This is a genomic window from Synechococcus sp. WC10meta, assembly GCF_047461475.1.
Map to the genome: position 1 here is coordinate 1 of NZ_JANSHF010000026.1, position 12416 is coordinate 12416.

Annotated in this window: 15 protein-coding genes and 1 tRNA gene; 11 read left to right on the forward strand and 5 right to left on the reverse strand. The window is 60.0% G+C overall.

Going from position 1 to position 12416, the window contains the following annotated elements; all coding sequences use genetic code 11:
* Positions 1–217, forward strand: a 217-nt coding sequence (locus tag NW804_RS09915; protein WP_414423442.1) for a hypothetical protein, incomplete at its 5' end; no start/stop codon positions are given.
* Between the two features lie 54 nt (positions 218–271).
* Here the strand turns inward: NW804_RS09915 and NW804_RS09920 are convergent.
* A complete protein-coding gene (locus tag NW804_RS09920) occupies positions 272–454 on the reverse strand; it encodes a hypothetical protein (protein ID WP_414420968.1) in 183 nt (60 codons plus the stop codon).
* A gap of 18 nt (positions 455–472) precedes the next feature.
* Positions 473–976, reverse strand: a complete 504-nt coding sequence (locus tag NW804_RS09925) for a hypothetical protein (protein ID WP_414423443.1) — start codon at positions 974–976, stop codon at positions 473–475.
* Positions 977–1537: 561 nt separating this feature from the next.
* On the opposite strand from NW804_RS09925, the gene NW804_RS09930 reads away from it, so the two are divergent.
* Positions 1538–2185: a hypothetical protein gene (locus NW804_RS09930; RefSeq protein ID WP_414420970.1), complete on the forward strand. Its 648-nt coding sequence runs from the start codon at positions 1538–1540 to the stop codon at positions 2183–2185.
* A 95-nt stretch (positions 2186–2280) separates the two neighbouring features.
* Complete coding sequence (locus NW804_RS09935; RefSeq protein WP_414420971.1) at positions 2281–3030, forward strand: YebC/PmpR family DNA-binding transcriptional regulator; 750 nt, start codon at positions 2281–2283, stop codon at positions 3028–3030.
* A 5-nt stretch (positions 3031–3035) separates the two neighbouring features.
* Here the strand turns inward: NW804_RS09935 and NW804_RS09940 are convergent, their stop codons facing one another.
* Positions 3036–3347: a YbjQ family protein gene (locus NW804_RS09940; RefSeq protein WP_414409973.1), complete on the reverse strand. Its 312-nt coding sequence runs from the start codon at positions 3345–3347 to the stop codon at positions 3036–3038.
* Between the two features lie 120 nt (positions 3348–3467).
* Between NW804_RS09940 and rbsK the strand changes: the two genes are divergently transcribed.
* Positions 3468–4388: a ribokinase gene (gene rbsK / locus NW804_RS09945; protein WP_414423444.1), complete on the forward strand. Its 921-nt coding sequence runs from the start codon at positions 3468–3470 to the stop codon at positions 4386–4388.
* 15 nt (positions 4389–4403) lie between these two features.
* Here rbsK and NW804_RS09950 read toward each other — a convergent pair whose 3' ends face one another.
* Positions 4404–6011, reverse strand: a complete 1608-nt coding sequence (locus NW804_RS09950; RefSeq protein WP_414409904.1) for a B12-binding domain-containing radical SAM protein — start codon at positions 6009–6011, stop codon at positions 4404–4406.
* 50 nt (positions 6012–6061) lie between these two features.
* Positions 6062–6667 carry a uracil-DNA glycosylase gene (locus NW804_RS09955; protein ID WP_414394814.1) on the reverse strand — a complete coding sequence of 202 codons (606 nt, stop codon included), beginning with the start codon at positions 6665–6667 and terminating at the stop codon, positions 6062–6064.
* A 263-nt stretch (positions 6668–6930) separates the two neighbouring features.
* Between NW804_RS09955 and NW804_RS09960 the strand changes: the two genes are divergently transcribed.
* The 7 genes from NW804_RS09960 to NW804_RS09990 all read left to right on the forward strand — a co-directional run.
* Positions 6931–8391: a TldD/PmbA family protein gene (locus NW804_RS09960; RefSeq protein WP_414394609.1), complete on the forward strand. Its 1461-nt coding sequence runs from the start codon at positions 6931–6933 to the stop codon at positions 8389–8391.
* Between the two features lie 15 nt (positions 8392–8406).
* A complete protein-coding gene (locus NW804_RS09965) occupies positions 8407–9375 on the forward strand; it encodes a DUF4351 domain-containing protein (protein ID WP_414423445.1) in 969 nt (322 codons plus the stop codon).
* Between the two features lie 18 nt (positions 9376–9393).
* The gene (locus NW804_RS09970) at positions 9394–10734 is read left to right on the forward strand and encodes a TldD/PmbA family protein (protein WP_414423449.1); all 1341 of its coding nucleotides are present in this window, start codon (positions 9394–9396) and stop codon (positions 10732–10734) included.
* A 4-nt stretch (positions 10735–10738) separates the two neighbouring features.
* A complete protein-coding gene (locus NW804_RS09975; protein ID WP_414423446.1) occupies positions 10739–11536 on the forward strand; it encodes an MBL fold metallo-hydrolase in 798 nt (265 codons plus the stop codon).
* Complete coding sequence (locus NW804_RS09980) at positions 11533–11790, forward strand: DUF2358 domain-containing protein (protein WP_414423447.1); 258 nt, start codon at positions 11533–11535, stop codon at positions 11788–11790. The genes NW804_RS09975 and NW804_RS09980 overlap by 4 nt, the downstream gene beginning before the upstream one ends.
* 202 nt (positions 11791–11992) lie before the next feature.
* Positions 11993–12077 (forward strand) — tRNA-Ser (locus tag NW804_RS09985).
* Positions 12078–12228: 151 nt separating this feature from the next.
* The coding region (locus NW804_RS09990; protein ID WP_414423448.1) for an Arm DNA-binding domain-containing protein at positions 12229–12416 on the forward strand (188 nt) is incomplete at its 3' end.

The following is a 12416-nucleotide window of genomic DNA, read 5'->3' on the forward strand; positions in this document are numbered from 1 at the left end:
AGATGTGTATAAGAGACAGAGTGCCAACACCAACGCTTACCCCTATCCCCCGATTCACGCCGCTTGTCCCTCGTACCCCTGCCCCCACTCCAACTCTGGCCCCGACGCCCACCTCGACACCGACCCCAGCAACGCCAACACCTGCCCCAGAGCTTGCTTTGAGCGGCCAGTGGCTCTACGAGGGAGGATCCTTTATCTGGAAGGGATCGCTGTGTAAGATCAATGTTGCAACTGGCATCCAGGAAACCGTTTCCATTCAGCAAAACGGCGATCAGATTACCATTTCCTCACCCAGCTTTTCTGAGCGCAGTGGCCAGCTCATCGGCAACCAACTTTCTGTTAGCGGCAGGATAGGGGGTAGCGGTACTCCAACTGTCACGTGGAGCGGTACCGTCAGCTCTGACGGGCGCTTGATTCGCGGCACAGCCACCTGTGGCAGCGCAAGCTTTGCCATTAGGCTTACCCGCCAGAGCTAAATACCCACACCGCCTCGGTCACCGCCACCGCCGTTTTCCCTGTCGTCAGGCTTCTGCTGGATGGGAGGGGGAGGAGGAGGCGCGGCAGAGGTTTCCCCCACCACCTCGAGGGTATAGGGACCTCGGCCTGGGCTACCCGGAGCAACGGTGCGGGCATTCTGGGCCCAGTAGCTTTGCACCAGCACTAAGTAACAGCGGTCTAGCCGTACTGGGATCGTCAGCTCGGAGGTGGTGAAATCACCAGGCTTTGCGTCATCGTTGATGAAGAAGAATTCCGGATCAGTCTCCCTGTTGACATCAAGACCAAAGATGACCAGCAGAGGGTCGAAGACTGGACTAGTTAGGCGGATAGTAACTCCTGTAACATTGGCTGCAGAAGGAAAGTAAAGGAATCCATCGACATAAAAGGTAAACGTGCCAGGGGGAGGTGGAACTTCCCGGGCATTTATGACATTGTCCCTCTCATCGAAGTAGATCTCCAAGTCGCTATTTGGCCCCAAGGTTCCACTGCGCCTCTCTCCTGGCCGCAAACTCCTAGCAGCGACCAGAGTCGCTGGATAGGCTTGCTCGCAAACGTTGACCGGAGGTGGGACCGTCCCTCCAGCTCCCCCACAGCCTGCCAGGAGGACAGCCGAGGCTAGGAAGCCCCAAAAAAGCTTCAGAGGGGATCCCCAAACCTTTGATGTTGGCGCTGCCATAGATACCTCTTGCAGGATCATTAGCTTCTCCAGATTAGACTACAGCCATTTCGGCAAGCTGCAGCGAACGGATTTGGCAATCCATCGATCCCTCCCCTTGATCCTTTGAGCAGCGACATCCAGCAGGAGCGGCTCCGTTTTAGCCTAGTGCCTCCTAGGCCCATGTCGGGTAGAGTTGGCGGTAGCTATCGACGCCGTAGTGGTTAACCTATGAACAGCCCGCTGAGTAAGAATCGGGATCCCAATCTCCTGCCTTCACAACGCCCTGAGCGAGGCAGCCCAGGCTGGAGCCTTCCCCTTGGAGGTTGGGAACTCGCCTTGTTGTGCGGATCGCTGCTATTGGGAGCTTGGGGTGGCCACCTCTTGACTTGGGCCCAGGAAGCGGAACAAAAGCCAGAGCCAGAAGTCTCACCACCGGTGAGAGATATCGATCCGGCAGTGCAGATCCGAGTTCGGAACGAGCTGGTTAAGCTCTGCGGAGAAAATCGATGCGAAAGCTATCGCTTTCCAGTGCGGGTTTTGGTCAGGCCTGAAGATACTCTGGAAACTCTGCTGGAGCGGCTGGATGCGGAGATGCTGCGGGAGGTGGACCGGGTGTTTCAAACTCGGCCTGACTTGAACCGTGTCATTGTCGATGGCTATGTCTTTGTGGGCACTCCCTCTTTCGCCAGTCGGGAAGTGCTGCTGCAAACCCTGTTTGTGCCCCGTCACCGCTGGGCGGTGGGCCGCTTTGGGCCGGAGCAGGACGGAATCTTCTATGCCGAGCTGCTGGAACAGGTAACGCCCTTTTTAACTCAGCCGCCAACCCCGACCCCTCCGCCTGAGGCTGTGCCTGAAGAGCCTGTACCTCCTCTGCCTCCCACGCCAGCTCCTATAGAGACACCAACGCCTACGCCAGAGACACCAACGCCTGCGCCTCCTATGGAGACCCCAACGCCTACACCTCAAGCAACGCCAGAAGCTCCACCGCCACCAGGGGGTGTAATCGAGCGGCAACCCATCCAGCCTTGACCTGCACCTCTGGGGTTGAGACCTAAGCAGGTGGTGATTTAGGCTTCAAAGTTAGGGGATCCCTTCCCTTAGGTTGCTTGACTGGTGTGCACAGCATGGCAGGACACAGCAAATGGGCCAACATTAAGCGGCAAAAAGCCCGTGTAGATGCCAAAAAGGGCAGCCTATTTACCAAACTTTCCCGGGCCATCATCGTGGCAGCGCGCAACGGCCTGCCCGATCCTGACGCCAACTTTCGGCTGCGCTCGGCCGTGGAGAAAGCCAAAGCGGCAGGCATGCCTGCTGAGACCATCGAGCGGGCCATCGCCAAGGGATCGGGCAACTGGACCGACGACAGCCCCCTGGAGGAAATTCGCTACGAAGGCTACGGCCCTGGGGGGGTAGCTGTCTTGATCGAGGCGATGACCGACAACCGCAACCGCACGGCTGCCGAGGTGCGGGAGGCCTTCAGCAAAGTCGGCGGCAGCCTAGGGGAAAGCGGCTGCGTGAGCTGGCTGTTCCGGCAAAAAGGGGTGATTAGCCTAGAGGGGGTGACAGATCCCGAAGCTCTGCTGCTAGCGGTAGCCGAAGCAGGCGGGGAGGATCTCAAGGTAGAGGGAACCGACGCAGAAGTCTACTGCGATTACACCCTGCTGGAGCAGGTGGCCACCTACCTCAAAAAAGAAGGCTACCAGGTGCAAGAGGCGGCCATCCGCTGGATCCCCTCTACGGAGGTGCATGTGGAGGACCCCGAGACAGCCAAGCTGGTACTGACCCTCATGGAGCGGCTGGACAACTTGGATGATGTGCAAAATGTCTACGCCAACTTTGAGATCGACGAGGCATTGATGGAGAGCCTGGCCTAAAGGTTCTAGCGCAGCTTGACGGCGGTGCCGGCGGCGGTGACGAGGATCATGGTCGTGCTCATGTTGGTATGAATGCTAACGCCTAGGATGCCATTTGCTCCCAAACGTTTGGCTCGCTGCTCCAACTCTTCCAAAACCTTTTTCTGGGCATTCTCGAGAACTTCTTCATAGGCTCTTGTGCGTCCCCCAATGATGTCGCGGAGGACAGCAAGGAAGTCCCGTAGAACATTGGTGCCATAAACGACCTCGGCGGTAACAATGCCCAAGTAACGCTCAACCTCTCTGCCTTGGGGCACGTCTGTAGTGGTCAGCAGCATGGCTTGTTTCCGCGTCACCCCCTCACAAGCTAGCCAATCCTCTCCAAGGTGTAAAGCTCTCCAACCAAGTGGTGGGAGCTAGAATGAGCTACCTCTAGGGCACCGTTTTTCAGCTAGCCAATGACAGCCCTAGTTCGCGTAGTGGGGAGCTTGAATCTGGACTTGGTGGTGCAGGTACCACGCCATCCTGGGCCTGGGGAAACGGTGCTGGGATCCGACTACGCCACCTACCCTGGCGGCAAGGGGGCCAACCAAGCGGTGGCAGCGGCACGGGCGGGAGCCCAGGTGGAGATGTGGGGGGCAGTGGGATCTGACAGCTTTGGCCGCCTGCTGAAGGAGAACCTGGAGCAGAACGGCGTCGATACCCACCACCTGCGGGAGCTGGAAGGGCCCAGCGGCATCGCTCTGATCACTGTGGATCCAGCAGGGCAAAACCGGATTGTGGTCAGCCCCGGCGCTAACGGTCGCTACACCCCCGCCCAGCTGCCTCCTTGGACGCCGGCAGCGATGGTTCTGCTGCAACTGGAAATCCCCCTGGCCACGGTGCAGGCGGTGGCAGAGCAAGCCTTTGCCCAAGGGATCCCCGTCCTGCTCAATCCAGCCCCTGTGGTGCCCCTGCCGGGATCCCTGTTGCGCCAGGTGCGCTACTTGGTGCTCAACGAAAGCGAAGCCGCTGCTCTTGCCCAGTTGCCGGTGGAGACACCCGCGCAAGCCGAAAACGTGGCCCAAGCCTTGCAACGGCAGGGGATCCCGACAGTGATCGTCACGTTGGGGGGAGCAGGCTTGGTCTGGGCCGATGGCGGAGAAAGCGGCTACCTGCCGGCCCACCCTGTGGCGGTAGTGGATACCACCGCTGCCGGCGACAGCTTCTGCGGCGCTTTGGCCGCCTGCCTAGCTACTGGCAAACCCCTGAGGGAAGCTCTACGGTTTGCCAATGCCGCTGCGGCTTTGTGCGTAACCCGCCCTGGGGCTCAGCCTAGTTTGCCGCGCCGCGCTGAGATCGAGGCGTTTCTGGCCGCTACAGGCCCTCATCCCTTTTAAGCACAGTTTCCTGGACTACACGGAAAAGGCCTCTTGGCGGTGCTGCCGCAGCCGCTCTAGGCTGAGAGGGCCCTCAAGGTGTTGCCAGGGAAGGGGATCCGCCGGATCCCAGTTGCTGTGGACGTAGTAGTCCAAGGGCGGAAGCTTTCCTTTGAGCTCTTTGAAGGCGCGTCGGTAGCTGCCCAGGGAGTCGCCAAACTCCCGCGCCAACTGCAAAACCTGCGCTACTCGTCGATCCCCTCTGGAAATCAGAGCCTGAATGACCGACCAACTATAGCTTTCTGGGCGGAACTCAATCCCCAAGGGACGCAGGTGTTTTTGGTACCACTGCAGCTTTTTCTCCGCCTGGGGATCTACCCCCTGCCACTGAAAGGGAGTATGGGCTTTGGGCACAAAGGTGCTACAGCCCAAGGTCAAGCGCAGGCGGGGAGCCACCTTCTTGAGCTCCTTGAAGAGGGCAACTGTGGCCTCCAGATCAGCCTGGGTCTCTGCCGGGATCCCCACCATGCCATAGAACTTGATCCCCTTCAGGCCGCCGGCCTGGGCGTGGGCTGCCGCCGCCAAGATCTCTTCGTTGGCTAGCTTTTTGTTAATGACCCGGCGCAGCCGCTCCGAGCCACTCTCAATGGCCACGGTGATGGACTGGCTGCCGCGACGGGAGAGAACTTGCGCCAGGCGAGGCGTGACCGTGCCCGTGCGCACCGAAGCCAGACTGAGGCGCACCCGCTCAAAGCGATCCTGGGCCAGGTACTCCAGCAGCTGCTCAAATTGGGGGTGCTGGGTTACCGAGGCCCCCAAAAGGCCAATCCGCTGGGTCACCTGCAGCCCCCGCTCCACTGCTGGGATCAGATGCCCCTCCACCTCAGCAGCGCGGAAGGGCAGGGTCAGGTAGCTGGCCAGGCAAAAGCGGCACATCTCCGGACAACTGCGCACCACCTCCACCATGTAGATGTTCTCCCAGGCTGCCTTGGGGGTAACCACGGTGGAAACCGAGAGGGTGTTGCCGCGGAAGGTATGCTTGCGGATGGAGCTGGGGATCCCGTCCAGCTTGGGAATGACTTTCTCCACCGGGCCCTCGGGCTCGCGGTAGTGCACCTCGTAGAGGCTGGGCACGTAGATCCCCGGTACCTGGGCCAGCGCCTGCAGCTTTTCCGCTCGGGAGCCCTGCCGCACCTGGCGGTAGGCTTGGATCATCTGTTCCACCAGCCCTTCCCCGTCTCCCAGCAGGACGAAGTCGAAGAAGGCAGCAAAGGGCTCAGGGTTGGCCGTCAACACCGGGCCACCGCCGAAAACCAAGGGATCCGCTTCCCCCCGCGCCTCGGCCTGGAGGGGGATCCCCTGTCGCTCCAGCAGATCCAGGATATGGACGTAGTCCAGCTCCCAAGACAGGGAAAAGCCCATCAGCTCTGGATCCCGCGGCAGAGGTTCGGCCAGATCTGTAAAGAGGCGGGAGACGACCACATCTTGACGGCTGGCCAGCAGGCTCCAGATGACCTGGTAGCCAAGGCTGGTGATTCCTACTGAGTAAGTGTTGGGAAAGGCGTAGATGACCCGCACGGCGTCCGGGTCGGGTGTGGCCGGGGTGAAAAGAAGCTGCTCGAGGGCAAACTCCGAAGGGGTCAAGGCAAGACGGCAAGGAGCTCCTTTCCCAGCTTAGTCGGGTTTTGCAGGATTCACCGTGCTGCGCCGGCAAGCTCCAGGTACTTTTGCTTTACCGCCTGAATATCTTGCCACATCAGCCACTTGGGACTGCCGGGGGTGCGGTCGGGGTTGCGCAATAGATAGGCTGGGTGAAAAATCGGCATACACCAGCGCCCCTGCCACTGGATCCACTCGCCGCGAATCTTGGTAATGCCCCGCTTATCCCCCAAGAGCGAGCGCACCGAGGTAGCGCCGGTCAACAAAATGATCCAGGGATCCACCAGGCGGATCTGCTCCAACAAGTAGGGCCGGCAGGCGTCCATCTCCTCCTGGGTGGGCACGCGGTTGTTGGGGGGACGGCACTTGACGACATTGCAAATGTAGGTGTCCCGTTCGGAATCTAGCCCCACGGAGGCCAAGATCTTATCGAGCAACTGCCCCGACTTGCCCACGAAGGGCAGCCCTTGCAGATCTTCCTGTTCCCCCGGCCCCTCGCCGATGATGAGAATCCTTGCCTTGGGGTTGCCTCGGTGCACCACCACATGGGTACGGTTGGCCGCCAACTCGCAGCGCTGGCAGACTCGGCAGTGCTGCTCCAGTTGTTCCAGATCCCGATAGGTACCGGGGGGAATGGGCACCTGGGCCGAGAGCGGGATCTGATCCCATTGGGGAAGAGTCTCCGCAGTGGGGGCAGGCGGCTCTAGGGGATCGTCAAACAGGCTGGGCTGAAGCTCCGAGGCTCTTTTCTTGGCAGCCATTGCAAGCTGGGGGGTTCCTTGTGCAGCGATCTTCGGCTGCTCCTTTGCCCTTGTCAAGCTGGGAGGCTCTTTCCCCCAAAAGGCAGCCTTTACGTCTTGTTAAACTGAGGAAACAAAAACCGGCCCCAGCCCCATAGGCCTGTATGCTGCTTCTATCCAAAGACCTGCCCAACCTCGACTACCGCCCCACCCTGCAGCGCTTCGGCGAGGACTGGCGGGATCCCCTTTCAACTCTCTTGGGCTGGGGGCGGGCTGCCGGCGCCGACTTGGTGGAGATCTTCCTGGAGCGGGTCAACTCCATCAGCTGCCTCGCGGAAGACGACGCCATCACCAGCATCACCCCTCGGCTTTCCACCGGCGCGGGGGTGCGGGTGTTTCGTGGCCTGGCTGACTGCTACGTCAGCACCAACGATCTCTCCTTTGCCGGCCTCAAAGCTGCTCTGGAAAAAGGCCTGCTGCTCATGGGCCTCACCCCCCCTGGCCCTGCCGCTTTGGTCTCTCCTGCCAACTTAGGGCTGCTCCAAGACTACGCCGAGCGTCGCAGCAAAGACGGCTGGCTCAAGGAATGCAGCCCTATTGGCGAAATGGGCGAGATCCTGCTGCGGGCCAACGCAGAGCTGAAGCGGCAAGCTCGCCACGTCCAGTCCCGCCGCACCAACTACTTCCGCGACTGGCAGGAGATCCTGGTGGCCTGCAGCGATGGCACCTTTGTGCGTGACATTCGCCTCACCCAGTCGGTCAGTTCTACCCTGCTCTGCGCCGACGGCGACCACCGGGCTTCGGTTAGTCAACGGGCGGGGGGCACCGGGGATCCCGACTTTTTGCGCCGCTGGGATCTTGTAGCCCACAGCCAGGAGCTGGCAGAGGCTGCCGGCCAGATGCTCTATGCCGACTACGTGGAATCGGGCACCTACCCCATCGTCATGTCCAACGCCTTTGGCGGCGTGATCTTCCACGAAGCCTGTGGGCATCTCTTGGAAACCACTCAGATTGAGCGCAAAACCACCCCCTTTGCCGACAAAAAAGGCCAGAAAATTGCCCACAAAAACCTCACCGCCTGGGATGAGGGGCTCTCCGAGGGGGCCTTTGGCAGCCTGGATGTGGACGACGAGGGCATGCCGGTTCAGCGCACCCTGCTCATTGAAAAAGGCATTCTGAAGAACTTCCTGGCTGACCGCGCTGGCTCCATGCGCACTGGCCACCCTCGCACCGGCAGCGGTCGCCGCCAGAACTACACCTTTGCCCCCGCCAGCCGCATGCGCAACACCTATATCGCTCCCGGCGATGCCGAACTGGACGATCTTTTTGCTTCTATTGACAAGGGCATTTACTGCAAGCGCATGGGGGGAGGTAGCGTCGGCCCCACGGGACAATTCAACTTTGCCGTTGAAGAAGCCTACCTCATCGAAAACGGCAAAATTACCAAGCCCCTCAAGGGGGCTACCCTAATCGGGGAAGCCAAGGACATCCTGACCAAGATCTCCATGTGCTCCAAGGATCTTCGCCTAGCCCCTGGCTTCTGTGGTTCTGTCAGCGGCAACATCTACGTCACCGTGGGTCAGCCCCACATCAAGGTGGACGCCATCACCGTGGGCGGGCGCTAGATCCAGGGATCCCCCATGGCCTACGACAACGTCTGCAAATACCTGGCAGAGCGCTTCCCGGAGCAGTTTGCCGCCTGGCTGGTAAGAGAAGTGGCTGCACCGGTACAGATGCTGCCTACGGAATTGTCAGAGGAGCCCATCCGGGCAGACTCCGTGATTTTGTTGGGGCTTCAGCAGAGCATTTTGCATCTGGAATTTCAAACAGATCCAGATCCTGAAATCCCCTTTCGCATGGCTGACTACCGGCTTCGCCTCTATCGGAAATATCCCCAGCTACCGGTGCGGCAGGTGGTCATTTATCTTCGCAAAACGCGCTCGGAGAGGGTTTTCCAAACCTTTTTCCGCCTAGAAAGGCTCAGCCATGAGTTCGAGGTCATTCGCTTGTGGGAATGCAACTTGCCAGCCGGAGCCGTTCGCGTGAGCGGTGCGGAGCACATTCGCGTGAGCGGTGCGGAGCACGTTTGGCAAGCCCTGCTCCCTTTTCGCGTCTTGAGTCAGGTGGAGGATCCGGCAGAAACCTTGCGGGGAGTGGTCAGTGAGCTAGAGCGCTTGCCAGACCTCAACGAGCGACGGGAACTGGCAGCGGCAACAGCCGTTTTGGCAGGACTAGCATTGGATCGGTGCTTAATTCGACAAATCATGAGGTCTTTGGATATGAGGGAGTCGGTGATCTACCAAGAGTGGCGGGCAGAAGCTCTGCGCGAGGGCCTGGAAGCAGGGCGCAAAGAAGGTCTGCAACTGGGCCTGCAACAAGGACTGCAACAAGGATTGCAACAAGGATTGCAACAAGGACTGCAACAGGGATTGCAGCATGGAGAAGCAACGCTGGTTTTGCGGCTTTTGCGGCGGAAGCTGGGATCCCTTGACCCGGCTCTGGAAAACAGGATTTGGACTTTGCCAACGTCGCAACTGGAGGCGCTGGGGGAAGCGCTGCTGGATTTCAACAGCGTGGAGGACTTGACCGCCTGGCTGGCCCGTCGGTAGGGGAGAGAAGGAGTGGCGATACTGCAAGTTGAGGCCTTGGCCGAACGGGTGCAAAGCTGTGCCAAACGTTTGGGGATCCCCCAGTTTGATCTCTACGGGGCTCAAGTGGACGAAACCAGCGTGCAGGTGGATCACGGGGAACCTCGCCAGGTCAAGGCTTCCCACCGCTGCAGCGTAACGGTGCGGGCCTGGAACGACCAAGGGCAGGTGGGAGTGACCTCCACCACCGATGTCGATGAGGCGGGGTTGGAACTGGCCCTGCAGACGGCCTTTGAGGCCAGCCACTTCGGTGTGCGGGAACACGCGCCCCAATTTAGCCCAGAGGCCAAGCTGCCCATTCTCCAGCCCTGCAACGACAAAAGGCCCCTGGCGCTGGCTAGCGAGCTCCTAGAGCAACTGGTGGCTGCTGAGAAGGCTTTGCTGGGATCCCATCCCGCCATCCAGGGGGTGCCCTACAACAGCTTGGCCCAGCGACAGATCGACCGCTTTTACCTCAACAGCGACCAAGCCCTGCGCCAAGAGGGCCACACCCTGGCCTCAATTTTTCTCTACGGCAAAGCAGAACAAGAGGGCCGCAAACCCCGCAGCGCCGGCGCCATGCGGGTGGCTCGCAGCCTGGAGGAGCTGGATATTCAAGGTTGCACCAAAGAAGCTGCCGAGAAACTCATCAGCCACCTGGAGTACGAGCGGATCCCTTCTGGAAAATACACGGTGGTTTTTTCTGGGGAAGCTTTTTTAAGCCTCTTGGGAGCTTTCTCCAATCTCTTCAACGCCCAGAACATCCTCGACAACCAAAGCCTTTCCACCCCCGACTCGCTGGGCAAGCAGATTGCCTCACCTCTCCTATCGGTGTGTGATGACGCTCTCCACCCAACCAACGTAGGAGCGATCAGCTTTGACGGCGAAGGCACCCCCACCCGCCGCGTTCCCCTCATCACCAACGGTGTCCTAACCCACTTCTTGCACAGCGCCGGCACTGCCAAACGTCTGGGGGCCCAGCCCACCGGCCATGCCAACATCGGCGCCAAAGTGACGGTTGCCGCCCACTACTATCACGTGTTTGCTGGCGCACCGCCGGAGAGCACCTATGACTTGGCCACGGCTGAGAACGTGGTCTGGATTGACGAGTTGCAGGCTCTCCATGCTGGAGTTAAGCCTCTACAGGGATCCTTCTCCCTACCCTTTCAGGGCTGGTGGGTGCGCCAGGGAGAGCGCATCAGCATCGAGGCGGCCACAGTAGCCGGGGACTTTCTGGAGCTGTTGAAGTCGATTTTCTACGTCGAGCCGGAGCCACAAGTCACTCCTACTGGCCTGTGTCCCCGCATTTGGGTAGCTGACCTCTCCATCACCGGCCAATAGCCCCATGAAACTCACCCGCCTCGACCTCAACAGTTGGCTCATCCAGACCCAGAGGCAGACCTTCCTCCTGGATCCGTGGCTGGTGGATCCTTTGGTCTTCTTTGGCCTGCCCTGGTTCCTCCGCCTGGAGCACCGCCAGCCGCCCCCCTTTACCCCGGAGACTCTGCCCAGAATCGACGGGATCCTCCTCAGCCAGGGCCAGCCGGATCACTGCCACCCGCCTACCTTGCGAAGGTTGGACAAGCAGATCCCGGTTTTGGCTTCGCCAACGGCTGCCAGAGTGGCGCGGGGCCTTGGCTTTACCACCGTGCAGGCGCTAGATCCCTGGCAGGGGGTACAGTGGGGGGATCTGCGCATCACAGCAGTTCCCGGCGCGCCTTTGGGGCCGGTGCGGGAGCTGGGCTTTTTGCTGGAAGAGACCTCCTCGCAGACACGGCTTTACTACGAGCCTCACCTTTCCCAACCGGATGTCCGCCCGCGGCTACAGCAGGAGTTTTCCCCCATCCACACCCTGCTGATCCCAGTGGTGGGGCAGATCTTCCCCCTCTTGGGCGAAGTGATCATGGGGCCGGAGCGAGCCCTGCAGGTGGTGGCAGCCCTGCGCCCGCAGCAGGTGATCCCGACGGCGATGGGAGAGGTGAACTACCAGGGCTGGTTTGCCGCCCAGATCCGCCCTCTGGGGAGCCTAGAGGAGTTTCGGGAAAAGCTGGGATCCCTGAACGCTGCCACCGGCCGATCAATCCGACTATGCTGCCCTGCTCCTGGGGAAACGGTGTCTCTTTCTGTTGCGGCCAAGGCATGAGCATTCCTTCCCAAGCCCCGCCTGGCCCTGATCTGGTGGCTATTTGGCGGGCAGATTACGCTCGCTTTCCCAAAAATCAAACTTACTCAACTTACGATCCCCAAGTTTACTTCCGGGATCCCCTCAACGAGTTTTGCGGCCTGGATCGCTATCGAGCCGTGATCGACAGCCTGGGGCGGTGGCTGCAAGATATCCATCTCGAGCTGCACGACATCCAACAGGTCGGCGCTATATCAGCACCGAGTGGACGCTGAGGGGATCCCTGTCTTTTTTGCCCTGGCGTCCCCGCCTGTGCATCCCTGACTAGACAGCAATGCAACTCAACGCCACCCTCAATCCCTAGTGCTGCTCTCGCTGGCAGGTACTGCTGCAAGCTTTAGAGGGCGGGGAGTTTCTTTGCTAGAATTAGAAAGCTCACTTTTCGGCGCTGCTGAAAAGTAGTTGCATAGGTGCACTGGAGAGATGGCCGAGTGGTCGAAGGCGCAGCACTGGAAATGCTGTGTGGGGCAACTCACCGTGGGTTCGAATCCCACTCTCTCCGTTACCACGTAGTCCGATGACATCCACCCAGATAGCAGGCCCTTGTCTAGAAGGGCTTCCGGGCTTTTCAGTGTCCAAGATAGACTGACAAAATCCACCGTAATCCGGGCTAAAGTGGGACATGGCGAGGGACACAAAAGCCAGGGCGGGACATGGCTCTGTCGGAGGTAGTCATCAGGAATGCCAAACCCAAGGACAAGCCCTACCAGTTGCCGGACAAAAGAAGGCTGTACTTGGAGGTGAAGCCCAACGGGTCGAGGCTATGGCGGTTTCGCTACCGCTTCCGAGGCCAGGAAAGACGGCTCAGTCTTGGCGAATATCCGTACATCCCTCTGAGAGA